Source organism: Micromonospora sp. C28ISP2-4, assembly GCF_030519385.1.
GTDB lineage: Bacteria > Actinomycetota > Actinomycetes > Mycobacteriales > Micromonosporaceae > Micromonospora > Micromonospora tulbaghiae.
On record NZ_JAUMKG010000005.1, the window covers coordinates 280429 to 302552 of the forward strand.

Annotated in this window: 31 protein-coding genes and 1 pseudogene; 17 read left to right on the top strand and 15 right to left on the bottom strand. The window is 71.4% G+C overall.

Annotated elements, in window-relative coordinates:
* Positions 1–20: 20 nt before the first annotated feature.
* Positions 21–605: a GIY-YIG nuclease family protein gene (locus Q3W68_RS20120; protein ID WP_302906913.1), complete on the bottom strand. Its 585-nt coding sequence runs from the start codon at positions 603–605 to the stop codon at positions 21–23.
* A 50-nt stretch (positions 606–655) separates the two neighbouring features.
* On the opposite strand from Q3W68_RS20120, the gene Q3W68_RS20125 reads away from it, so the two are divergent.
* Positions 656–1282, top strand: a complete 627-nt coding sequence (locus Q3W68_RS20125) for a VOC family protein (protein WP_302906914.1) — start codon at positions 656–658, stop codon at positions 1280–1282.
* A gap of 63 nt (positions 1283–1345) precedes the next feature.
* On the opposite strand, the gene Q3W68_RS20130 is transcribed toward Q3W68_RS20125, so the two are convergent.
* Positions 1346–2020: an HAD family hydrolase gene (locus Q3W68_RS20130; RefSeq protein ID WP_302906915.1), complete on the bottom strand. Its 675-nt coding sequence runs from the start codon at positions 2018–2020 to the stop codon at positions 1346–1348.
* Positions 2021–2074: 54 nt separating this feature from the next.
* On the opposite strand from Q3W68_RS20130, the gene Q3W68_RS20135 reads away from it, so the two are divergent.
* Positions 2075–2560, top strand: a complete 486-nt coding sequence (locus tag Q3W68_RS20135; protein WP_302906916.1) for an N-acetyltransferase — start codon at positions 2075–2077, stop codon at positions 2558–2560.
* A gap of 190 nt (positions 2561–2750) precedes the next feature.
* Entirely contained in the window at positions 2751–3704 is a 954-nt protein-coding gene (locus tag Q3W68_RS20140; RefSeq protein ID WP_302906917.1) for an AEC family transporter, read from the top strand.
* A gap of 7 nt (positions 3705–3711) precedes the next feature.
* Here the strand turns inward: Q3W68_RS20140 and Q3W68_RS20145 are convergent, their stop codons facing one another.
* Complete coding sequence (locus tag Q3W68_RS20145) at positions 3712–4365, bottom strand: Type 1 glutamine amidotransferase-like domain-containing protein (RefSeq protein WP_302906918.1); 654 nt, start codon at positions 4363–4365, stop codon at positions 3712–3714.
* A 149-nt stretch (positions 4366–4514) separates the two neighbouring features.
* The gene (locus Q3W68_RS20150) at positions 4515–4877 is read right to left on the bottom strand and encodes a nuclear transport factor 2 family protein (protein WP_302906919.1); all 363 of its coding nucleotides are present in this window, start codon (positions 4875–4877) and stop codon (positions 4515–4517) included.
* Positions 4878–5057: 180 nt separating this feature from the next.
* Here Q3W68_RS20150 and Q3W68_RS20155 point away from each other — a divergent pair, with 180 nt between their 5' ends.
* Positions 5058–5888 carry a helix-turn-helix domain-containing protein gene (locus Q3W68_RS20155; RefSeq protein WP_302906920.1) on the top strand — a complete coding sequence of 277 codons (831 nt, stop codon included), beginning with the start codon at positions 5058–5060 and terminating at the stop codon, positions 5886–5888.
* A 66-nt stretch (positions 5889–5954) separates the two neighbouring features.
* Complete coding sequence (locus tag Q3W68_RS20160) at positions 5955–6536, top strand: dihydrofolate reductase family protein (protein WP_302906921.1); 582 nt, start codon at positions 5955–5957, stop codon at positions 6534–6536.
* A 59-nt stretch (positions 6537–6595) separates the two neighbouring features.
* Here the strand turns inward: Q3W68_RS20160 and Q3W68_RS20165 are convergent, their stop codons facing one another.
* Positions 6596–7576 (bottom strand): hypothetical protein, encoded by a 981-nt coding sequence (locus Q3W68_RS20165; protein WP_302906922.1) that lies wholly within the window; start codon positions 7574–7576, stop codon positions 6596–6598.
* A gap of 74 nt (positions 7577–7650) precedes the next feature.
* Entirely contained in the window at positions 7651–8139 is a 489-nt protein-coding gene (locus Q3W68_RS20170) for a DinB family protein (protein ID WP_302907153.1), read from the bottom strand.
* 350 nt (positions 8140–8489) lie between these two features.
* On the opposite strand from Q3W68_RS20170, the gene Q3W68_RS20175 reads away from it, so the two are divergent.
* The 4 genes from Q3W68_RS20175 (at position 8490) to Q3W68_RS20190 (ending at position 11051) form a co-directional block, all read left to right on the top strand.
* On the top strand, positions 8490–9011 hold the full coding sequence (locus Q3W68_RS20175; protein ID WP_302906923.1) for a hypothetical protein: 522 nt from the start codon (positions 8490–8492) through the stop codon (positions 9009–9011).
* 170 nt (positions 9012–9181) lie between these two features.
* Positions 9182–9697 (top strand): hypothetical protein, encoded by a 516-nt coding sequence (locus Q3W68_RS20180; RefSeq protein WP_302906924.1) that lies wholly within the window; start codon positions 9182–9184, stop codon positions 9695–9697.
* 107 nt (positions 9698–9804) lie between these two features.
* On the top strand, positions 9805–10548 hold the full coding sequence (locus tag Q3W68_RS20185; RefSeq protein WP_302906925.1) for an SDR family NAD(P)-dependent oxidoreductase: 744 nt from the start codon (positions 9805–9807) through the stop codon (positions 10546–10548).
* Positions 10549–10673: 125 nt separating this feature from the next.
* A complete protein-coding gene (locus tag Q3W68_RS20190; RefSeq protein ID WP_302906926.1) occupies positions 10674–11051 on the top strand; it encodes an MmcQ/YjbR family DNA-binding protein in 378 nt (125 codons plus the stop codon).
* A 39-nt stretch (positions 11052–11090) separates the two neighbouring features.
* On the opposite strand, the gene Q3W68_RS20195 is transcribed toward Q3W68_RS20190, so the two are convergent.
* Together Q3W68_RS20195 and Q3W68_RS20200 are read right to left on the bottom strand one after the other, a co-directional pair.
* The gene (locus tag Q3W68_RS20195) at positions 11091–11588 is read right to left on the bottom strand and encodes a DinB family protein (protein ID WP_302906927.1); all 498 of its coding nucleotides are present in this window, start codon (positions 11586–11588) and stop codon (positions 11091–11093) included.
* Between the two features lie 95 nt (positions 11589–11683).
* Positions 11684–12088, bottom strand: coding sequence for a helix-turn-helix domain-containing protein (locus tag Q3W68_RS20200; protein WP_302906928.1), 405 nt, complete (start codon positions 12086–12088; stop codon positions 11684–11686).
* 78 nt (positions 12089–12166) lie between these two features.
* Between Q3W68_RS20200 and Q3W68_RS20205 the strand changes: the two genes are divergently transcribed.
* Complete coding sequence (locus Q3W68_RS20205; RefSeq protein WP_302906929.1) at positions 12167–12964, top strand: SDR family NAD(P)-dependent oxidoreductase; 798 nt, start codon at positions 12167–12169, stop codon at positions 12962–12964.
* A gap of 25 nt (positions 12965–12989) precedes the next feature.
* Here the strand turns inward: Q3W68_RS20205 and Q3W68_RS20210 are convergent, their stop codons facing one another.
* Both Q3W68_RS20210 and Q3W68_RS20215 read right to left on the bottom strand, forming a co-directional pair.
* Positions 12990–13457 carry an SAM-dependent methyltransferase gene (locus tag Q3W68_RS20210; protein WP_302906930.1) on the bottom strand — a complete coding sequence of 156 codons (468 nt, stop codon included), beginning with the start codon at positions 13455–13457 and terminating at the stop codon, positions 12990–12992.
* Between the two features lie 29 nt (positions 13458–13486).
* The gene (locus tag Q3W68_RS20215; RefSeq protein WP_302906931.1) at positions 13487–13864 is read right to left on the bottom strand and encodes a DUF4267 domain-containing protein; all 378 of its coding nucleotides are present in this window, start codon (positions 13862–13864) and stop codon (positions 13487–13489) included.
* 109 nt (positions 13865–13973) lie between these two features.
* Here Q3W68_RS20215 and Q3W68_RS20220 point away from each other — a divergent pair, with 109 nt between their 5' ends.
* The 6 genes from Q3W68_RS20220 (at position 13974) to Q3W68_RS20245 (ending at position 17839) form a co-directional block, all read left to right on the top strand.
* On the top strand, positions 13974–14573 hold the full coding sequence (locus tag Q3W68_RS20220; protein WP_302906932.1) for a TetR/AcrR family transcriptional regulator: 600 nt from the start codon (positions 13974–13976) through the stop codon (positions 14571–14573).
* Positions 14574–14575: 2 nt separating this feature from the next.
* A complete protein-coding gene (locus Q3W68_RS20225) occupies positions 14576–15451 on the top strand; it encodes a PhzF family phenazine biosynthesis protein (protein WP_302906933.1) in 876 nt (291 codons plus the stop codon).
* Between the two features lie 94 nt (positions 15452–15545).
* Positions 15546–15914 (top strand): YciI family protein, encoded by a 369-nt coding sequence (locus Q3W68_RS20230; protein ID WP_302906934.1) that lies wholly within the window; start codon positions 15546–15548, stop codon positions 15912–15914.
* Between the two features lie 81 nt (positions 15915–15995).
* Positions 15996–16439, top strand: a complete 444-nt coding sequence (locus Q3W68_RS20235; RefSeq protein WP_302906935.1) for a hypothetical protein — start codon at positions 15996–15998, stop codon at positions 16437–16439.
* Positions 16440–16675: 236 nt separating this feature from the next.
* A complete protein-coding gene (locus Q3W68_RS20240; RefSeq protein ID WP_302906936.1) occupies positions 16676–17422 on the top strand; it encodes an alpha/beta hydrolase in 747 nt (248 codons plus the stop codon).
* A gap of 9 nt (positions 17423–17431) precedes the next feature.
* A complete protein-coding gene (locus Q3W68_RS20245; RefSeq protein WP_302906937.1) occupies positions 17432–17839 on the top strand; it encodes a VOC family protein in 408 nt (135 codons plus the stop codon).
* A 6-nt stretch (positions 17840–17845) separates the two neighbouring features.
* Here the strand turns inward: Q3W68_RS20245 and Q3W68_RS20250 are convergent, their stop codons facing one another.
* The 3 genes from Q3W68_RS20250 to Q3W68_RS20260 form a co-directional block, all read right to left on the bottom strand.
* A complete protein-coding gene (locus tag Q3W68_RS20250; RefSeq protein ID WP_302906938.1) occupies positions 17846–18472 on the bottom strand; it encodes a hypothetical protein in 627 nt (208 codons plus the stop codon).
* Complete coding sequence (locus Q3W68_RS20255) at positions 18469–18729, bottom strand: VOC family protein (protein ID WP_368045753.1); 261 nt, start codon at positions 18727–18729, stop codon at positions 18469–18471. Before Q3W68_RS20255 ends, Q3W68_RS20250 begins: the two co-directional genes overlap by 4 nt.
* Before the next feature lie 133 nt (positions 18730–18862).
* The gene (locus Q3W68_RS20260; RefSeq protein ID WP_302906939.1) at positions 18863–19057 is read right to left on the bottom strand and encodes a helix-hairpin-helix domain-containing protein; all 195 of its coding nucleotides are present in this window, start codon (positions 19055–19057) and stop codon (positions 18863–18865) included.
* A 200-nt stretch (positions 19058–19257) separates the two neighbouring features.
* Between Q3W68_RS20260 and Q3W68_RS20265 the strand changes: the two are divergent.
* Positions 19258–20663: pseudogene (locus Q3W68_RS20265) on the top strand (alpha/beta hydrolase).
* 12 nt (positions 20664–20675) lie between these two features.
* Here the strand turns inward: Q3W68_RS20265 and Q3W68_RS20270 are convergent.
* Positions 20676–21743, bottom strand: a complete 1068-nt coding sequence (locus Q3W68_RS20270) for a hypothetical protein (protein WP_302906941.1) — start codon at positions 21741–21743, stop codon at positions 20676–20678.
* Positions 21744–21775: 32 nt separating this feature from the next.
* Entirely contained in the window at positions 21776–22096 is a 321-nt protein-coding gene (locus Q3W68_RS20275) for a PadR family transcriptional regulator (protein ID WP_302907154.1), read from the bottom strand.
* Positions 22097–22124 lie beyond the last annotated feature (28 nt).

Here is a 22124-nt window from a genome sequence, read left to right on the forward strand (position 1 = left end):
GGCTCGCACCCCACCTGTAGCTAGGGCTGCGCCGGGCTGCTGCTGGCGTTGTACGAGTTCTTGGCGGCGACCACTGCGGCCTGGATGTGCTCGGGGTCGACGCCGTGGACGTTGAGCGGCGGGTGCAGACGCCGGACCAGTTCGGCCTCGATGTCCGACGGCTCGGGATCCTCCGCCCAGGTCAGGCGCAGGTGCTCGTGCATCCACGCGGTCAGCCGTGCCTCGTCCTCGGGCACCAGGACGACCCGGTCGGTCCAGGTCGTCCGGTAGCCCTCGGACACGAGAAGCCCGGCCAACGTGCGGCGCAGGGTCGAGCTGCCCGAACGCCTCAGGTGGTTGCGCAGAATCCGGCCCCGCAGGCTGGTCGCCCGCCCGAGGTAGAGCATGCGCCGCGACGGGTCGCTGTCGTTCGGCGGCCCGGGAAGGTCGGGGAGGACCGAGGGATCAGCCCACCAGGCGTAGACGCCGCTGCCGCGGGCGAGCCGCTTGACGGCGACATCGAGTGCGACCGGCACGCCGGAGAGCAGCCGCAGGGCCTCGTCGAGCCGGGCTTCGTCGGTCGGGAGGTCGGCGGGTCGCGGTTCGGGTCTGGTCACCGGGACCATCCTAGGCGCTTGGTGCGCTCCGTCGCGCAGCCGATGCTAGGTTCGCCGGCATGACGGTGCAGATCACGGCCGGCCAGTTCCACGCGGCCGACGGTGTCGAGGACTGGCGCTGCCTCTACCACGTGGTCTCGGCGTACTTCCGCACCGGCTCGCTGACCAAGGGCATAGCGTTCGTCGATGAGGTCGGCCGGCTCGCCAGTGGCGCGGAGCAGCAGTACGTCAACGTCGATCTGCGTCACGCCGGCGTCACCGTGTCCCTGTTGTCGCGGGACGTCGCGCTGGCCCGGCGCATCTCGGCTGCCGCCAGGGACCTGGACATCCCCGCCGACCCGACCGCCGTGCAGCTCATCAACGTCACCCTCGACGCCCTGGTCGGCGCAGACGTGCTGCCGTTCTGGCGGGCGCTGCTGGGTTACCGCCAGATCGATGACGACTATCTAGCCGACCCGGCGCGCCGGGGTCCGGGCTTCGGGCTGCAGCCGATGGATGCTCCGCGTCCACAACGCAACCGCATGCACCTCGATGTCGCCGTCCCACATGATCAGGCCGAGGCCCGCATCGCCGCCGCGTTGGCCGCGGGTGGCCAGCTGGTCTCTGATACGCACGCACCGAAGTGGTGGGTCTTGGCCGACGCCGAGGGCAACGAGGCGTGCGTCGCCACTTGGGTCGGCCGATGATGGCGGCCCACCCGACGCTTCACGCCGCAATCGACCGTATCGGCGCGTGCAGCGACGGACCTGTCAGGACGGAGCCTGGGCAAGCCTGAGCACGTGTTCGAAGCCGCGTTCCTGCGCGGGCGAATCCACCATTGGCAGGATCAGCGCTGGTATGCCGGCGGAAACCGATCCGCCGTCACCGGCGGGATGATCACCGACCATCACGGTCTGGCCCGGAGCGGCATGGAGGGCTTCGAGGGCGGCGCCCCAGATCCGAGGGTCCGGCTTGACGAAGCCGACCTCGTAGGACAGTACGAACGCATCCACGTAGCCGTCGAGTCCGTGTCGCGCAAAGCATGTGCGGATGTCCCAGCCGACGTTGCTGACGACGCCGATGCGAACACCGCTGTCACGCAGTGCGGACAGGGTGGCGACGGTGTCGGCGTACGGCACGATCGCTTCGGCGTGTGTTTCGTGCAAGACCGATGCCAGCGCCCGGTCCACGCCCGGAATCTGTTCCAGCACGGCGAGGATCGCCCGATCCCAGACTCGCGGATCAAGATCTCGGGCGATGTGGGCCGGATCCGTGGCCGTCTCCCGCAACAGTTCCGCGAAGTCGCCAGCAATACGGTGCGCCTCGCCGGCAGCCAATGTCCGGTCGATCGATGCCGCCGCGCTGCCCACCCAGCGCTCCGAGTCTCTGGCGAACAGGGTCCAGGCGAAGTCGAACAGTACTGTCGTCACGGGCTTGGCGATCATCACGCATCACCCTAGATCAACACGACGAGTTCTGTGAGCGGCCACACTTACGGCATGACGACGACGATCGTGCCGATAGCCCTTGGCCATCCAGCGTTCGACCAGGTAGCTGCTCTGTTCGACGACTACCGGGCGCACTACGGCCAACCGTCGGCCCCAGAGATCACCCGCTCCTGGCTGCACGACCAAATCGCACAACACCGGTTCTCCGCCGCTGCCGCCATCCGAGGTGATGACGTTCGCGGCTTCGTCACCGTCACGATCACGCCGGCATCGCTCATGCTGGGCACCTCATGGTCGATCCGCGACCTCTACGTGGCCCCGCACCATCGCCGTAGCGGTGTCGCGAACGCCCTGCTCCAGCACGTCATCCGCAACGCCCGTGCCGCTGGCGCGCATCGCGTGTCACTCCAGACGGAGACCGACAACACCGCTGCCCTGACGCTCTACACCGACATCGGCTTCCAGCCCGTCACCGGCCTGACGTTACTCAACCTCACCCTCGATCACACCCGCCAAGATCCAGCAGACAATGCCTAGACCAACCAGTTCCGCCACCCGGTCTCGATCGAGGATGCACAGGGACGCGGTCGCAGACACCTCGAAGCCCTCCACGTCGGGCTCGATGCGAGGCTGAACGCGTGGCTTCCCGATCGCGTACACCTGGACAGCCCTCGGCTGCCAGTCGGCCTGGTAAGCACCGTGGACGCGACGTTCCGGTGACGCCCGTATGACTCTGGTGTCGGCGTTCGTACCGATCTGGATCCTCACCGCCGCCGGCTACGCGGCCTGTCGCTGGGGCCTGCTGGGCGAGGCGGCGGCGTCGGTGCTCGGCCGGTTCGTGTTCCATCTCGCGATGCCGGCCGCCCTGTTCCTGGCCCTGGCCCGGATGCCGCTGTCCGGGTTCGCCGGCCGTTCGCTGCTCGCCTTCGGGGTGAGCACCGTGGCTGTGATCGGGTTCGGGTGGGTCGGCGCGAGCCGGCTGTTCGGTCGCGAGCCCGGCGAACGGCCGATCTGGGGCATGACCGCCGGGTACGTGAACTCGGCGAACCTCGGCATCCCGATCGCGACGCAGGTTCTCGGCGACGTGTCCTTCCTGGCAGCGGTGGTGCTGTTGCAGGTGCTGGTGGTGACGCCTGTGATCCTGGTCGCGCTGGACCGGCACTGCGACCCGCACGGGCGGGTGAGGGTGCGCCGGATCGCCTCCCTGCCCGTACGCAATCCGGTGATCCTGGCGTCGCTGCTCGGTGTCGCGTGCTCGGCTGCCGGCGTACGTCTGCCGTCGGTGGCCGCCGCGCCGCTCGCCCTGCTGGCGGGCGCCGCGGTCCCGGCCGCCCTGGTCGCGCTCGGCGCGTCGCTGCACCGCACGGCACCGTCGCGGGCCGCCGAACCGGCAGAGCCGGCCGAACCGGCAGAGCTGCCCGGGCCCGCCGAGCTGGCCGTGATCAGCGCGCTGAAGCTCGTCGCGCAGCCGATCGTCGCGTACGCGGCCGGGCTGGCCCTGCACCTGTCCGCGCCGCAGATGCTCGCCGTGGTGGTGTGCGCGGGCCTGCCGACAGCGCAGAACACGTTCATCTTCGCTCAGGAGTACGGCGTCGGCGAGACGGTGGCCAACCGGGCGGTGGTGGCGACCACGACGCTGTCGCTGGCCACAGTGGCCGCGGCGGCGACGCTGCTCGGGTAGCTACCGCCTAAGAGGGGAACCTCCTCCAGTGCCCCTCGGAGACGACTTCGACGGCGCCGTCGGTCACCTTGATGGCCGTCTGGTCGTCGATCGCGTACGCCGGACCCGCGATCTCGGCCGCCCACTTCTCGGCGGCGGCCATGGTGTTGTCCGGTTCGAGGCCCAGGTGCGGGAAGATCGAGAAGTCGACGAGCCCCAGCGTGCGGTCGTCGGGCGCGGACTGCCACTCGACGAAGTCCGCGCCGACCCGTGGGGTCAGCACCATGCTTCCGGCGCTCAACCCCACCCAGACGGTGTCGGGCAGCGACGGCAGGAGATCCGCCAGCCCGGACTGCCGCATCCAGTGAGACAGGTACGTCGCGTCGCCGCCGTGCACGAGCAGGACGTCTGCCTCGCGGACCCAGGGGACCCAGTGCTCCTCGCCGATGCTCGGTAGCGCTGTCAGTTCGAGGACGCCTAGCGACTTCCAGCCCAGGCCGCTCATGGGTAGCGGCGTCTGACCGGTGATGAAGCGCCAGGCCGAGGCTGGTCCGCCCATCGGGTAGGCCGCGGTAGGGATGCAGAGGGCGCTGGATTCGGCGATCGGCTTGCCCAGCAGGTCGACCAGCGCATCGCGGATGCTCGGGTTCTGAACGCCGGCGGATGTGAGAAGAAGCTTCACGCTTGCCTCCTGTGTGTAGCGGTCATGACGCCCTCCCCGGGAGTCGGGAGATCGGGTGCACGGAATACAGACCGGAAGCCAGAACGAAACTCATCGCCGATTCGGATGTGAGACGAGCGGGCGTCGGCGCGAACGACGAGGACGCGGCGTCACTCGCGGATCTCCATGTCTGTCACCAAGCCGCCGTCGAGGCGGTAGACGTGCGTGACGCTGTGGTCGGCGAGCGTCGCTCCGGCTTTGTCGTGGACGACCTGATGAACCGTGACGGCGATGCGGCCGTCGGCCTCCGTGCGGAACGCGATCGGCGTGACGACGGGATCGAGCTGGTCCCACTGCCGGCGCCAGTAGGCACCCACCTGGTCCCGGCCGCGAACAACGCCTCCTTCCCAGCCGTTGGGCCAGGAGACATCCGGCGTCATGGCGGCCAGCAGCGTGGGGATGTCACGTCTGTTGAAGGCCGCGTAGAGGTTACTGAGCAGGGCCTCGGAGGTAGGGCGTCCCGGCACATCCATCCTGCCAGCATGGCCGGTGGACGAGACGTCATGAAGACCTCTTCGCGGTCAGCAGAACGCGCGAGCGTCCGAGGTCTCCGTCGATCCGCGCAACGGGCAGCTCGACGGATGGGAACAGATTTCGACTGCGCCGACGCGGGGGAGCGGCGGGCCGTCCGCGATGCTGGGACCGTGGAGTACGTGTCCAGAGTGCCTCGACCGCCGCTGGACGGGCTCGTCGACGACCTCTACTACCTGGCGGGTACGCCCCCGTACCCCCGTTTGACGCTGCCGCCGATGCCGGCGGCGCTGTTCATCGTCAACCTCGGGGCGCCGTTCCGGATCCGCGGCGGCGCCGACATCGAGACGGTCGAGTACGCCGACGGCTGCGTGATCACCACGCCCACCCGGGCGTTCGAGTTCGGCTACCCATCCCCGACCCTGTCCGTCGGCGTACACGTGAAGCCCTGGGGTTTGGCGCCGCTCCTGCCGATGCCCGCGGCCGAGCTGTGCGACCGGCCGGTGACGCTGGAGCAGGTGTGGGGCCGGCCCGCGGTCGCCGAGCTGCGCGACCGGCTGGCCGCGGCGGACGGACCGCACGAGATGCTGACGCTGCTCGAAGAGGAGCTGATGCGGCGGCTGTCCGAGACCGCCGGGCTGGGGCTGGTCCGCCATACGAGCGGCGTCATCGCGGCGACCAGCGGTGCGGTGCCGATCGGCGACCTGAGAACGGCGGCCGGGGTCAGCAGCACCCATCTGGCGCAGCGGTTCAAGGCACTCGTCGGCGTCACGCCGAAGCGGCTCGCCCGCACGTACCGCTTCGCGGCCACCGTGTTCGCGATCGACCCCGCCGAACCTGTCGACTGGGGCGAGCTCGCCAATGGGGCGGGCTACTTCGACCAGGCCCACTTCGGTCACGAGTTCCGGGCGTTCACCGGGCTCACACCGACCCGGTACATCGAGGTCCGGCGGCGGTTCCTGCGCGAACACCCCGGCCACGCGATGGACGGCTGGCCGCTGCCGACCGATTGATTTCGTACAAGAACGGCAGCTCACGAGACGCTAACTTGGGGACACCCAAGGAAGAGGAGAGCCGGCGTGGGCACTGTGGTCCTGTACAGCTCGGTGTCGGTGGACGGCTTCGTCGCAGACGAGAACGACCAGCCGGGACCGCTGTTCGACTGGTTGACGAGCGGTGACGTCCCGTTGGACGACAGCGGCGCGTTGAAGGTGTCGCAGACGTCCTACGACTACATCCGGCCGTACTGGGACCGGATCGCTGTGACAGTCGTCGGCCGGCACGTCTTCGACCTGACGGACGGCTGGAACGGGACGCCGCCGAGTGGGATCGACCACGTGGTCGTCGTGACGCACCGGCCGGCGCCCGAGGGTTGGGACGCCGAGGCGCCGTTCCACTTCGTGGACGGCGTCGAGGCGGCCGTGGCCAAGGCGCAGGAACTCGCCGGTGAGCGCGTCGTCGAGGTCGCCGCCGGCGACGTCGGAGGCCAGGTGCTCGCCGCGGGCCTGGTCGACGAGGTACGCATGGACGTCGTACCTGTGGTGTTCGGGTCCGGCAAACGCTACTTCGGGCCGGTCGACGCGCAGCACCTGCTGGAGGATCCGGACGTGGTGATCCAGGGCGATCGGGTGCTTCACCTGCGCTACCGGGTGCGCCGATGACCGACCCGTGGGCTGCCCTTCCGGTCCACTGCGATCGGTGATCCAAGATCGGAACGCGGTCAGAGCAGTGCGAGTTGACCGGGGATCGGCTCGTCGTCGAGGCGAGCACCGAGCTGCCACAGCCGGAGCTGATCGTCCTCATGATGGCGGGTGAGCCATCGGCCTGGCTGGTGTGAGGGGTGGACGGCTGCGGATCCGTGGTGGTGCGGGTAGCGCACCTGGGAGCGGCAACGGAGGCTGAGCGCCGACAGCATCAGGTGACCCTCGGCGTCGTTCGGCAGGTCTTCGGTGTTCACAGTGGCGAGGATCAGGTCCTCGCTCAGGAACACCGCACGGTCCACGTGTCGGCAGCCCGCGAGGCCCGGTGGCGCGCCCGGCAGATCCTCCAGGTGCCGTGCTGTGATCACGGCGTCGGAGGCGACGTCGCGGACGGACAGGTAGCCGTCGGGTGTCAGGGTCAGATAGCGGCTGCCGGCCGGGCTGAAACCGGCGAGATCGCCACCGGCCAGCGGCCGTGACACGATGCGCTCGCCGTCCAGCCTGATCAGCATGGCGCGTGACCGGTAAGGGTCGAGCAGCGTCAAGCCGGTCCAGACGCCATCGGGTGCGTGCAGGAACCAGGCGGCCTCGGGACCTGGGAGCGGCATGCGATGGAACTCCGCGCCGCTCACACCGTTGACGGCGACGAGTTCCCCGGTGCCGGCCAGGCGGACCCAGAGGACGTGGTCACCGTCGAGGTGGAAGTCGGCGCCGGCGCTGCTGCCGAACCGATCCCAGCTGCTGCGCCACCGAACCACGCCGTGGTGGTCGAGCACGACGATCTGTTGCTTGTCGCCCGCCGCGACGAGTCGGCGGGTGGCACTGACCTTCATCCGCGGGTCGTCGAGAGGCACCGCAAGTCGCGCCACGTGACGCAGTTCGTGGTCGAACAGGTTCACCGCCGTACTGTCACGCTCCGTGCCCACCCAGCCGAGGTCTGTTGCCTGCGTGACATGCCGAATGCCGGGAAGCCGCACCTGGCTGATCAAGCGGGGTCGCATCGCGGCAGCATAGAGCCACTTCGGCGAGCCCGTCGGGGCCGCCCGCACGGCATACCGCGCCCGTCGGACTCGGTTCAGCGGGGTCCCAGCCCGGTGCGCCCGTCGATCAGCTCGCGCGCGGCGTCCAGGTGCCCGGCATGCCGGGCGGTCTCCTCGATGACGTGCAGAATGATCCGTCGCAGGTCGGTGGTCTGCGACGCCAGCGTCTCGTCCGGATGCCGGCTGACGGGTGCCGCCGACAATGGGGACGCGGCGATGATCGCGTCGGAGATGTCGCACTGGTCGCGATAGAAGCCGAAGACCTGAGACGGCGATCGGGTCGTGCGCAGTGGCGTGTTCTCGTCCGGCCAGGGCAACGGCTCTACGGAACCACGGAAGACCTCCTGGAACCAGTGGCGCTCCGCATGCCCGAGGTGCTCCACCAGCCCGAGCGGCGACCATCCGGAGGGCAGGACAGGCATTCGCAGCGAGGCCAGGTCCAGGTCCGCCAGGATGGCCCGGATGCTGACACGCTGATATTCCAGGAACTCACACAGCGCGGCCTTCTCCATGTCGAGCTTCATCACGCCCGCAGGCTAGCGGCCGGCACCGACAGTTTGCCGACGTCACCCGGCGGCTGTTCGACGCCGGCGCGGAGGTCGCCTGGCTGGAGGCCGGCGGCGAGGACTCGTGGCGGGTCTACGAGCGCGTCGGCTACCGGCCCGCCGGTCAACGGCTCTACATCGCGATGGACTGAGGACGGAGGAGCCCGGGTCGGTTCCGGCGAGCCGGACCCGGGCCACCTCTGCGGGAGGCACGAGGTCACGCCGGCCGTGTGCTGCTGCGACACCGCATCCCGCCGCCGAGGCCTTCGAGGCCGATCGGGGACCGTCAACGCCGTGCTTGTCGCGGACGTTCCGGGTACACCTGGGCGGTGATCCTCATTCAGCGGGTCCGCGTCCGGTGGACCGCCGACGCCCGCGACGCGCCCGCGGCGAACGCCCGCCGCGGCCTCGTCCGGGCGGTGCCGCCGCCCCGGCCGCTACCGGACGCCGAGGTGGTCGTCCACGACGTGCTCGCCGACCAGGCGGTCGGCTACCAACACCGGGAAGGGGTACGCGCCGGAGGCGTCGCGTTGGCCCGCGAGGTCGGACTGTGGCTCGGGCACGATCGGGCGTCGGTCGTCGTGGACCGGCTGCCCGGGTCGGCGGCGTTCCCGCGTGCGCCGGCGTCGGCGCGGTTGTTCACGCTCGCGCCCGGGCAGGTCGGCCGCTACCGGGCCAACTTCCGGTTCACCGGGTGCGCGTGCAACCCGAGCTGGTACTACGAGGAATGGCTGGTGCACGTCGGTCACGGCACGGCGGCACCATTCGGGTACGGCGAGCCGGACCGCGACGCCGACCACCGTGTCCGGTTGTACGGCGGTGCGGTCGCGCGGCTGCGAGACCGAGCCTGACTGGAGCTCGACCGGTAGCGCCTCGTGGCGCGCGCCCGGGTCGGCCGCTGCCAGGTCGAAAAGCCAGGAGTAGCCACCGCTCGGCTCTGCAGGCACCATGGCAGCTTGCCGTCCCCGCCCGGTCGGGAAGCAGCGGGAGACGTAGTCGTCCCGAGAGAGAAGGTGGAGTCGTGGGCATCGCGTGGCGGCACTCCCCGGAAAGGCTGATCGCGCTGCTACGCCGGCACGGCCAGGATCCGGAGCGGGTGGACGACGTCGGCGCGTCGTGGACGGCGTTCTGCGAGTTCCTGAACCAGCCGGTCGACGGACTGGAACCAGGGCCGGACAGCGACGCCGACGGCTTCGTCGTCCAGTGGGGGCGATACAGCTGGCACGACCGGCTCCCGAGCCTGAGCTTCACCCGGCAGTTCGCCGTCGACGTGCGCGAGCACTGGAGCGAGACGGACTGGTACCAGCCGGAGTACTGGCAGGTGAGTCTGGACCTGGTGTTCCCGGACGCGCCCGCACTCGCCGACCTCGACCGGCTCAACGTGCAGGACACCGGCTTCGATTTCAGCCGGCCCGGCCCCGAACGGGACCGCGCGATCGGCGAAGCCGAATGGGAGCTGCGGCACTACCCGACACTGCGGGCACTGTGGTCGAGTACTCCCGCGCGCAGCGCCGTCACGCTGGACCGGGCGGACTGAGCCGCCGCAGGCGGTCACCCGGCCGCTTGCGACGTCCGCGCGGTGTCACGAACGCGGCGTCCGATCCCCGCCGGACAGTCGGCCCGTTGTCGACCAGGCTTTCCACCATGAACAACGCACTTGACGGCAAGGTAGCTCTGGTCACCGGTGGTGGCCGTGGCATCGGCGCGGCGGTGGCTCTGCGCCTGGCCGAGGACGGCGCCGACGTGGCGCTGACGTTCCAGCAGAATCAGCGGCGCGCCGACGACGTGGTGGAGCAGATCAAGGCCGTGGGACGGCGGGCGATCGCCGTGCGGGCCGACAGCGCCGATCCGGCAGCGGTGACCGCGGCGGTGGACCGGGCGGCCGGTGAGCTGGGCCGGTTGGACGTCCTGGTCAACAACGCCGGCGCGTTCCTGCTCGGGCCGCTGGAGCAGTTGAGTCTCGACGAGTTCGAGCAGACGGTGGCGGTGAACGTCCGGGCGCCGTTCGTCGCCTCGCAGGCCGCGGTGCGCCACATGTCGGCGGGCGGACGGATCGTCAACATCGGCAGCAACGTGGCCGAGCGAGCGGTCTTCCCGGGCTTCTCGCTGTACGCGATGAGCAAGACCGCCCTGATCGGGCTGACCAAGGCGCTCGGGCGCGAGCTCGGCGGTCGAGCGATCACCGTGAACCTGGTGAACCCCGGTGCCACGGACACCGAGCTGAACCCGGCCGACGGGCCGAACGCGGACACAATCAACGGGTTCACGGCCCTCGGCCACTACGCGCAGCCGGCCGACGTGGCCGCCGCGGTGGCGTTCCTGGCCGGCCCGGACGGGCGTTACGTCACGGGCGCGACGGTGAACGTCGACGGCGGATTCACCATCTGAGCGGCTCCCTTCCCGGCACACGGCCGCGGCCCGTCCCCGCTCGCCTCACTGGGGACGGGCCGCACCTGTCGGAGGCGGTAGCTAGGCTGTTCCGGTGCGGAGGGCGGCGTACCGGGGTGACCGTCGTGGCTGACGCGGACGACGTCCGCCGGGTGGCGCTGTCGCTGCCGCACGTGGTCGAGATCGACAGCGACGGCTTCGACTTCCGGGTCTCCGGCAAGGGGTTCGTCTGGTCGTATCCCGAGCGCACGCCCGGTAGGCCGCGACGTATCCGCACCGACGTCGCCGTGCTGTACGTGGGCGACGAGGCGGAGAAGCAGGCGTTGCTCCTCGGCGAGCCCGACCTGTTCTTCACCACGCCCGCGTACGACGGGTCACCCCTGGTCATGCTGCGGCTGGCGCACGTCGGCGTCGAGCGGCTGACGGAACTGGTCACCGACGCGTGGCGGATGCGTGCCCCCGACTCGTTGACCGGTGACCCGGACGAGGGCGCCGGCGCGTGACGCCGGCCGTGTCGACGACGAGCCGCCGCCGGCCGCCCGCTATCCGTCGAGGAGCTGCTCCCGGAGGATGTCCGCGTGCCCGCAGTGCTGGGCGAGTTCGCGCAGGACGTGGAGATACACCCAGCGCAGCGGAAGCGGGCCCCGCCGGTGGCCGGTGAGGATGTCGTCCAGACCCAGTGTGGAGGTCGCCCGGCGTGACGCGTCGCGGGCGTCGCGGTATGCCCGCCGGACGCCTGCGATCGTGTCGCCGTCGTCGAGGAGGAACGAGTCCTCCGACCGCTCGGGGATGCCGATCTCGGTGCGCGACCGGCCCGTGACGGCCTCGTCGAACCAGACCTTCTCGACGAAGGTCGCGTGCTTCACCAGACCCAGCAGCGTGGTCCGGGACGCCACCAACGATCGGCGTGCCTGCTCCTCGGTCAGCCCGTCCAGGCAGCGGTCGAGCGCGTCGCGGTGCTCGTCGAGAAACGCCTCGAACTGGGCCTGCGCCGGCTGCGCGACGACCTCGGCGGAAAAGGTGGGCGGGAAGGACGGCATGGACGGAGCATTCCAGATCGACGCCCGCCGCCGGCGGACGAACGCCGGACCGGTGTCGCCGGTGCCCTCGTGCGGCCGGAGGAGCGCAGGGCGTCTCAGGCGGGTCGCTGACGTGCCGCGACGATCTCGGCATGGTGGGCGACCGCCCAGTCGGCCAGCGCGGAGAGCGGCTCCAGAAGGCTGACACCGAGTGGCGTCAGCCGGTACTCGACGCTCGGCGGCACCGTCGGAAACACCTCACGTTCGACCAGGCCGTCGCTTTCCAGCGCGCGCAGTGTCCGGGTGAGCATGCGCGGGCTGATGCCCTCGACGGCCCGGTGCAACTCGTTGAACCGGTACGGATGCCGGCCGAGCAGGGTGATCAGCAGCAGCGCCCACTTGTCGCTCATCCGCCGCAGCAGGTCGGTGACCGGACAGCGATCGTACTCGCCGACCGGAACCGGCGTGGGCAGCCGATGATCGTGCAGCGAGGCACTCACATCGGTGTTATCAGTGGACATGAAAGTGCCTTCTTCCGCCTCCGCCGACCTGCTGCCCAGGATGAGGCAGGCCGATGAGCAGGACGACAAGGGGGCGACGTGGGCGTCGTGGTGGTCAGTGGCGGCACGAACGGCATGGGACGTGCGTTCGCCCTGGGGCGGGCCGAACGTGGCGACCGCGTCCTGGTGCTCGGCCGCAACCGTGAACGTGGCGAGACGATTGCCGGCGGCCTGATCGCCTTCCTTCCCGTCGATCTGTCCAGCATGGCCGAGACGCGGCAGGCCGTCGAGCACATCCTCGGCGAGCACCAGGTCGTGGACGCGTTGGCGCTGTTCGCCAATGCGGTGGCACCGCGTCGCGTCGTGACCGTGGAGGGCCTGGAGCGTACGTTCGCGCTCTACTACGTCAGTCGCTATCTGCTCAGTTTCGGTCTGCGTCCGGCCCTGGACCGGGCGACCGCGCCGGTGATCGTGAACGTCGCCGGAGTCGGCGTCACGAAGGGCGGGGTGAGATGGGCCGATCCGCAGATGACGGCGGGCTGGTCGGCCGTCGCCGCGCAGTTGCAGGCCGGTAGGGCCAACGACCTGCTCGGCGTTGGCTTCGCCCAGCGGTCCGGTAGCCGCGCCCGATACGTGCTCTACCACCCCGGGTTCACCAGGAGCGGTGACCGTAGCGCGCTTCCGATCGTGGTCCGGGGGCTGCTGGCGGTGGCGGCGGCGGTCGCCGCCCGGTCCGTCGCGGACGCGGTGGCGCCGATTCACCGGTTCCTGGACGTGCCGCCGACCGCGCCGATGACCGCCGTCGACCGGGGTAAGCCACTTCCGCCCGATTTCCCGACCCTCGACCCCCATGACGCCGAGCGGTTGATGGACCTCACAGAGAGGCTCCTGCGGTGAGCGGTGCATGCGCGTCGCGCCGACGCTACGGCTGGAAGTACTCGGACATCATGTCGCCGACCCACTCCGGCTGCCGGACGTCGGCGGGGACGAATTCCTTCAGCACCGGCTTCAGGTCGATGACGGGCGTGCCGGACACCGCGTCGAGGCCCACCACCGTCAGCTCGCGGCCTTCGACGGACTCGATCCGGCAGCAGGTCACGCCGATGCGGTTCGGCCGGCGGGGGCCGCGACCGGCGAACACGCCCATCGGCGGCAGGTCGGTTCGGCCCCGGTAGGGGCGGGGCTCCCGGAAGTCGCCGCCGTCCGGGAACCGGTCGAAGACGAAGAAGACCTCCACGTGGGAGAACTTCTCCAGGCCCTGGAGGCACGCCTCGCCGAAGCGCTCGTCGACGACGATCGTGCTGCGGACGGCACCCCAGTTGTCGCTGTGCTGGATGTCCGTCCGGTCGTTGCGGACCGTACCGATGGAAGTGATCTCGAAGTTGCGCATGATCGGATTCTCCGTTCCGTGGTGGCCGGTCAGGCGGCGAGCAGCAGGGCGCTGATCACCAGCATCACCAGGGCGGTGGCGCCGTGAACGCCGTAGACGGCGGTCGCGGGGCCGTTGCTGCGGCGCACGATCAGCGCGTCTCCGACTGGTATGCCGGTGGCGGCGAGCATGAACCAGCCCAGCAGATGGGGTGTCGCGCCGGCTACCAGGATGAGGATGAAGACGCCCGAGGCGATGTCGCGTACGGCCTTGACGGTCAGCCAGGCCCGGAAGGTCGGGTCCTCGGTCGGCGTGTCGGGGATGCCGAAGCCGGTGGCGCCCTGCGGTGCCCGGAAGGCGAGCACTCCCATGAGGACGCAGCCCGCGCCGATCAGCCCGGCGAGCACTGTGGCGACTGTGGTGAGCATGGATGGTGTCCCATCGGTGACGGCGGGCGGATGGTGGCTAGCGACGCTAGCGGTGAGAGCGACGATAGGTTGCCGTAGACAGGATGTCTAGCGCTGCTAGGATCCGGTCATGTCCGCCATCAGCGAGCGCCGCGAACGTGAACGGGCGCAGCGTCATCGATTGATCGTCGCCACCGCGCGCGAGCTGGCCGAGACCGAAGGCTGGGAGGCGGTCACCACCAGGCGGCTGGCGGACCGGGTCGAGTACAGCCAGCCCGTGCTCTACAGCCACTTCAACGGCAAGGACGCCATCGTCGCCGCCGTCGCCCTGGACGGGTTCACCGAACTCGCCACCCACCTGAGCCGGGCGCGGCAGGCCGCGCCCGATCCCGGGCAGTCGCTGCGCGCCGTCTGCCACGCCTACCTGGACTTCGCGACCGAGCGGCCGGCCCTGTACGACGCCATGTTCGTCCTGCCCACCGAACTGCGGTTCGCCAGCGCCGAGACCCCGCCGCCGCTGCGAGCCTGCTTCGACGAGTTCGTCAGCTGCTTCGGCCCCGGAGACGAGCGGCGGGAGCTGTCTGCGGAGGTCCTCTGGAGCGCGCTGCACGGCATCACGGTGCTGTCCCGCAGCGGCCGTGTCCCGGCGGGTGGGCAGGAGGAGCGACTCGACTTCCTCGTCGCCCGGTTCGGGACAGCCGAGGACGGGGCCGCTGGCCTAGGATCGTGATCATGGACGTTCTCCGATACGCGGCGTTCACCGCCGACCCCGCCGGCGGCAACCCGGCCGGTGTCGTCCTGGACGCCACCGGCGCGGGCGACGCGGAGATGCAGCAGGTGGCGGCCGAGGTCGGCTATTCCGAGACGGCGTTCCTCGTGTCCGCGGGCGGGGACGGGCGGTTCACGGTGCGCTACTTCAGCCCGAAGGCGGAGGTGCCGTTCTGCGGCCACGCGACGATCGCGTCGGCGGTCGCCTACGCGCAGCGGCACGGCCCCGGCGTGCTGCACCTGGACACCCGCGCCGGGCTGGTCGAGGTCGCGACGAGCGTGCAGGCCGACGGCACCACGACCGCTACGCTGACCAGCGTCGCGCCGCGCACCGTACCCCTGAGTGCCGGCGACCTGGCGGCGCTGCTCGCCGCACTGCGCTGGTCGGCGGACGATCTCGACGCGACGCTGCCGCCGCGTGTCGCGTACGCCGGGGCCTGGCATCCGATCGTGGCCGCCGCGACCCGGCAGCGCCTGGCGGACCTGGACTACGACATGGCGGCGCTGAGCGCGCTGATGGCCGAGCGGGACTGGACGACGATCGACCTGGTGCACCGGGAGTCCCCGCTGGTGTTCCACGCCCGCAACCCGTTCCCGCCCGGCGGCGTGGTCGAGGACGCCGCGACCGGCGCGGCGGCCGCCGCGTTCGGCGGTTACCTGCGCGAGCTGGGCCTGGTGCACCCGCCCGCGACGGTCACCGTGCGGCAGGGCGAGGACATGGGCCGTCCGAGCCTGCTCACCGTCGGCATCCCCGCCGGGCCGGGCGCCGGGATCGCGGTGACCGGCACCGCCGTGCCCATCCTGGAGGACGCCGATCCGCCGAGTCCGCTTCCGCACTGAAACGCAGGGCGCACGACGTCGGATCCGGGGCGGCTCGTTCGTAGTACGGGTGAGAGGCGGCCGGACCGGGCCGCCCGGACAAGGGAGTCATGGCATGCCGCGGTACCTGATCTCGTTCAACGACGGCGCGATGGACCACATCCCCGCCGAGGAGATCCCCCAGGTGGGCAAGGACGCGCACGCGGTCATCCAGGAGGCCGTGAACGCGGGCGTGTTCGTGTACGGCACCGGGCTCGAACGCCAGCAGGCGAGCATCGTGGGCACGGACGGGGTGGTCACCGACGGGCCGTTCCCGGAGACCAAGGAGGTCATCGGCGGGTTCGTGGTCCTCGACGTGGCCTCACGCGACGAGGCGCTGAGGTGGGCCGCCAAGATCGCCGTCTCCTGCCGCTGCGCGCAGGAGGTCCGGGAGATCATGCCCGACCCCGAGACGGAGGCGATGCTCCGCGCGGCGGGCCGCTGACGGGTCCGATGTCGACGCGGTGACGGATGGGCGTGGCACCCGGACGGCGGCCACGCCCACCATGATCGCTAGCCTCGTGCGGTGAAACGTGAACTCGCCGCACTGTCCCTGCTGTTCGTCATCTCCGCCTGTGCACCAGCGGAACCAGCGCCGTCGTCGTCCGCCGCGGCGTCCTCGGCCGCTCCGCAGGCCGGCTCGACCGCGCCCGCGGACAAGGTCGCGGCCGGCGCGTGCAACATGGCGGCCCGGGTGGTCGAGCAGCAGGACGTCAAGTTCACCTCGAACTCGCCGATCGCCATGCGCGCCCGCAAGGCGGCCGACCCGGGCGTCCGGGACGCCGGTGAGCGACTGGCGGTGGCGGCGAAGGAGTCCGGGGACATGTTCATCCGCAACGACCCGAACGCGGACACCGCCCCGGTCGACGCGCACATGGCCGAGGCGCAGCGCGGGCTCCTCACCGCGTGCACGGCGCTGTTCGGCCCGCAGCCGTGGCCGTTCGCCCCGTCGCCGGCGACGACCAGCTGAGCCGGGTGGTGCGCGGCGGTCGATCAGGTCGCGGGCAGACCGGGATGACGGGCCGAGCGCGGCTACGAAAACCGGTTGGCGTTCCCGGCGAGCGCTGTTAGCTTTCCGGTGGCCGTGCCGGAGGACGAGGGAGGTGGTACCCGTGACCGCAGTAACGACATGGGTGCTCCCCTCGGGGGTCACGGCCGGGCGATAGGTCGTCCGGGAGCGCCGTCGCACTCCCGAAAGGCACGACCATGCGCTTCACCTCCGAACAGCACCTCGCCGACGGCGTCCGCGAGCGTACGTTCACCCTCGGCGGGATCCCCGGCCTCCTGTGGACGCCCGCATCCACGTCCGAGCCGGCCCCGCTGATCCTGCTCGGTCACCCCGGCGGCCTGCGCCGGATGTATCCCCGCCTGGTGGCCCGGGCGGAGGGCTGCGTCGCGCAGGGCTTCGCCGCGGCCACCATCGAGCTTCCCGGTAGCGGCGACCGCCCCGCGTCCGCCGCCGCCGAGCAGGCCCGCGCCGACCTGCGCCGAGCCCTGGCGGCCGGTGAGCCGGTCGCCGACGAGGTCGTCGACCGACTCGTCCTGCCGCTCGTCGAGAAGGCGGTCCCGGAGTGGCGGGCCACCCTCGACGCCCTGCTCGCGCTGCCCGAGGTCGGAGGGCCGGTCGGGTACGCCGGCGGGGTGATCTCGATCGGCGTACGGCTGGCGGTGGTCGAACCCCGCATCGTGGCCGCGCTCCTGTTCGCCGGGAGCTTCGTGCCGCGCGCCATCGTCGAGGAGGCCCGGCGGGTCACCATCCCGCTGCACGTCCTGCTGCAGTGGGACGACGAGGGCAACGACCGGCAGATGGCGCTGGACCTGTTCGACGCCTTCGGCTCGGCGGAGAAGACGCTGCACGCCAACATGGGCGGGCACACGGGCGTACCGCATTTCGAGGGGGAGCCGGCGAACCGGTTCTTCGCCCGCCACATGCGGACGCCGCCGAACTCATAGGGTGGACACATGGCGCCCGTGACCGGACTGGACCACGTCGTCATCGCCGTGTCCGACTGGCGGGCCGCCACCGACTTCTATCGCGACGTCGTCGGCGCCGAGGTGATCGGCGTCGGCGGCGCCCGCGTCGCGTTCCGGATCGGCCCCCAGCAGTTGAGCGTGCACGGGCCGGGTCTAGACCTCGGCGGCAACGTGGCCCGCGTCCCGGTCCTCCCGGGCAACAGCGACGTCTGCTTCGTCTGGGCGGGGCCGATCGAGGAGGCGGTGGCGCACCTGCGGCGGCACGGCGTCGACGTGGAGACGGGACCGGTGCGGCGGGTCGGCGCCGGCGGCGCCGGGACCAGCGTCTACTTCCGCGACCCGGACGGAAGCCTGCTGGAGTTCATCTCCTACCAGGAGTCCTCGCGGCAGCCGTAGGTGGTCCTACCAGCTCGCGGTCCAGCTGTACCAGGGGCCGCCGAGATGCTTGAAGCGCGGAGCCTCGAACTCCTCGGTCGCCAGGTCCGCGGTGGGGCCCTGGGGCAGGTAGGCGAATCCGGCGTCGTCCAGCATGGATCCGTTGGTCTCGTACAGCACCACTCCGCCGGGGACGGCGTAGGCCGAGGTGATGAAGTAGGCGCCGATGCGGTGCGGCACCGGCACGGGTGACCACTCGGCGTCCTCCGGCCCTGCCGCGGGCAGGGCGGCGATCACCCGGTCGAACGCGCCACGGCTCATCGCCCAACGGGCCTGGAACGGCGCTCCGGCGACGAGCAGCGCCGCCGTGAGCACGACGATCACCGGGGCGGTCAGGAACCGCCAGGACCAGCGGCGGCGCTCCGCCACGAAGAAGCCCACCAGGACGACCCAGCCCAGACCGGCCACGGCGAGCAGGAAGACCACGCCGAGCATCAGGAGGAAGACGAAGCCGGGGACGCTGACCGCCCAGAGCAGACAGACCGCGGTGATCGCCACCCCGATGTGCAGAACCCGCCACGCGTTCACCGTCCAGCGGTCGGCCCGCGGGCCCTCGCCGGTGACCACCCGGTCCGTGCGGCTTTGGTGCGTCACGAGGACCCGCCCACCGGCGACGCCCAGGTGGGGCGGCGGATCAGGCAGAACGGGTGGCCCGCGGGGTCGGCGTACACGTGGTCGCCCGGCAACCGCCGCGCGCCCAGCGCGAGTACCGCCGCACCCGCCGCGTCCTGGTCGTCGACCATCACGTCCAGGTGCATCTGCTGCGGCACCGCCGGATCCGGCCACGTCGACGGCGTCAGCCCGGGGGCGCGCTGGAACGCCAGTCCGGACGCCGCCGTACTCGCCGACACGACGGCGAAGTCGTCGTCCGCCTACGTGATCGGGTCGCCGAGGACCTCGCTCCAGAACCGCGCCTCGGACATCGGATCCGGGCAGTCGACGATCAGGTGGTGGAGCCGCCCGAGCGGCATCGCGATCACCTCGTCAGCTCAGCCGCAGGTCGTGCTCGTCGAGCGCGGCCTCGATGACGCCCAGCGCCTTCGGCCCCATGCCGTGCAGCCGTGCGAGCTCCGCGCGCGGCACCCCGGCGAGCCGGCGCAGCGTGGTGTAGCCGGCGGCGGTCAGCGCTCTCGTGGCCGGTGCGCCGACCTTCGGCAGGCGGTCCAGGGACGACGTCATCGCCCGATGCTAGACCGCTAGGACCAGACCCGATGTCCCTCCGAGCGCCCGGCCGCCCCGGACGCGAAATCGTCGCCTTCATGTGGCCCTCAGGGCGGACTCGGGGAGAAGGCCCGATGGGCATATCGGGGCGTTTCCGTATAGGACTCGGGTGGGACGCCGCTGAAGAATCGACGAGTATCCACACACCGGGAGGTACCGTGTTCCGACGTACCGTGGCCGTCGCTCTGGCCGCGCTCACCGTCCTGGCGGGACTGCCCGGCGCGGCGCGCGCCGATGGTCCGCCGCAGCGGCTCATCTGGGGCGAGTGCGCCGACGACCTGCCGAACGTCCCGCCGGACGAGCGCGTGCGATGCGCCCGGCTCCGCGTGCCGGTGGACTGGGCCCGGCCGAACGGCCCGACGTTCGAACTCGCCGTGGCACGTCGGCTCGCGCGAGCGCCGAGCGGCGGGTGGGCACGCTGGTCTTCGGGCCGGGCGGCCCCGGCGACTCGGGGGTGGAGCGCATCCGCAAGGGCGATCGGTTCAGCGGCGAGTTGCTGGACCGGTTCGACCTGGTCAGCTTCGACCCGCGCGCCGTGGCCCGCACCGCCGCGTCCGTCTGCACGCCGGATCCGGCGCTGCGCAAGCCGCCCGTCCCGCTGACCGGTCAGGCCGACTTCGACGCCGCGGTGGCCTACAACAGGGCCCTGTGGAGCAGGTGCCGCCCGACCAGCCCGGTGTTCGACCACGCCGACACGCTCAGCACCGTCCGTGACCTCGACGGGTTGCGGCGGGCGCTGGGGGAGCGGCGGCTGTCCTTCCACGGCAGCTCGTACGGCACACTGCTGGGCCAGCAGTACGCCGAGCGGTATCCCGGCCACGTGCGGGCCGTCGTGCTGGAAGGCGTGTTCGACCACAGTCTCGACGTGCGGTCCTTCGTGCGGACACAGGCCGCCGCGTTGCAGGACTCGTTCGACGAGTTCGTGTCCTGGTGCGACAGGTCGGCGGACTGTGTGCTCCACGAACGGGACGTGCGGTCGGTGTGGGCGCGGGTGCTGGCCCGCGCGGACCGTGGCGGGTACGCGCCCCGTACCGCCTTCGACGTCACCGCCGTGGCACTCGGCCTGCTCGCCGGCCCGCGCTGGCCGCAACTGGCCGCGACCGTGCGGGACATGGACGCCGGCACGCCGCCACCGGAGGTGAACCTCCCGCTCTCGGTCGCGGCGTTCTGCGCGGACTGGCCGGCGCGGGTGCGCGACTACACCGACTACGCCGGCCTGGTCCGGGACGCCGTGGCCGTCGCCCCGGACGTCCGGTACGGCGCCGGTCTGCTGGCCGTGCAGACCTGCCTGGGCTGGCCGTCCCCGGTCCGCAACCCGCCGCGCGCGCTGAACGTGCACACCCGCATGCCGCTGCTGCTGCTCAACGCGCGGCACGATCCGCGCACCGGCTACGCCTGGGCGGAGAACGTCGCCCGGCAGTTGGGCCGGCACGGACGTCTGGTCACCTACGAGGGCTGGGGCCACGGCACCTACCAGCGCACCGCCTGCACGGAGGCGGTGGTGGACAGGTACCTCGTCGACCTGACGGTGCCCGCCCCCGGCACGCGATGCCCGGCGAGCTGACCCGGCGCGCCGCTAGAGCGCCGGTCCCGGGTCCGACGCGCCGGCGAGCGTACGGGCCGCCGGGCGCCGGTGCGGCAGCGCCGCCAGGCCCAGCACGAGCAGCAGCAGGACTGTGCCGAGCAGGAACGGCAGTGACAGGGCGGGCTGGCCGAGCCACTCCCACGGCACGTGCCAGCGCGGGTGCGGCTCGTCCAGGTGGTGCGTCAGCATCAGCGGCGCGCCGAGCAGGATCGGCGCGGCCCAGAACACCATCGCGACGCCGTACAGGATCTTCGCGGGCCCCTGCATCAGCGGGCGCCGTCCCTCGGTGCGCCGGCTGGCCCAGCCGAACAGCACCCAGCCGCCGGCAAGGCCCAGCACGAAGCCGAGCAGCCCGGCGGGGTAGGCGGTGCCGGGGGTGGCGCGACTGAGGGTGACGTTCGTCGAGCCGTCGGCGGTGAGTTCCACGGCGAGGATGTGGTCGCCGCGTTCGGCGTACACCGTGATGTCGGAGGGGATGGACGCCGGGTCGCATTGCGGGGTGTCGGGCACGCAGTCGTAGGCGTTGGCGTAGAAGGGCTCGTGGCGCTTCCACCCGGCGGCGTCCAGGCGTTGCCGCAGATCGGTGAGGCCGGCGGCCGGCGTCTGGTCGAACGACGCGGTCAGCTCGGCCAGCGCGTACTCGCCGCCGTCGCCGAGCAGCAGCTCGGACAGGAGATCCTCGCCGAGCGGGTGGCCGTAGATGAGGAACACGGCGGGCGGGTCGTCCTGGTCGATGTGGTCGACCTGCCGGTCCGGGTAGAGCTGGCCGACCACGGCGGCGAGGTCACGGTGGTCGAGCGGGCGGGAGCCGAGCCAGGCGAGCCAGGTGCCGAACGACGCGGCGAACAGACCGCAGACCACCGCGAAGACCGACGCCCAGGCCACCACGGTACGGCTGGCCGGCCGTCCCAGCCGGGCCCGCAGACCATGGCGTACGAGATTCGCCGCCACCCGGGTACGCCGGTGGGCCGGGCCGACGTCCCGTACCGTCTCCAGGATCTCGGCCCCGCGCGCCCGGCGGTAGTCACGGGGGTAGGCCAGCAGCAGCCAGCGGTGCATGCGTTTCTCCCTACGGGCCGCGACGGTCGGGGTCAGGCGGTGCGGGGCTTCAGGGCGCGCAGCCGGGTCTCGGCGGCGGACGCGAGCTGCCGCAGCCGTTCGGTCTGGCGTGCCAGCTCGGCCTGGCCGTCGGCGCGCAGCCGGTAGTAGCGGCGCAGCCTGCCGTCCACCACCTCTTCGTGGCTGAGTTCGACGAGGCCCTGCGCGACCAGCCGGTCCAGGGCGGCGTAGAGGGTGCCCGGCAGCAGGTTGACGCGACCGCCGGACAGGCCGGCGACCTCCTGGATGATCCCGTAGCCGTGGCGCGGCTCGTCGGCCAGCGCGGTCAGGATCAGGAAGGTCGCCTCGCGCATCTCACTCACCGAGGCAACATATACAGTC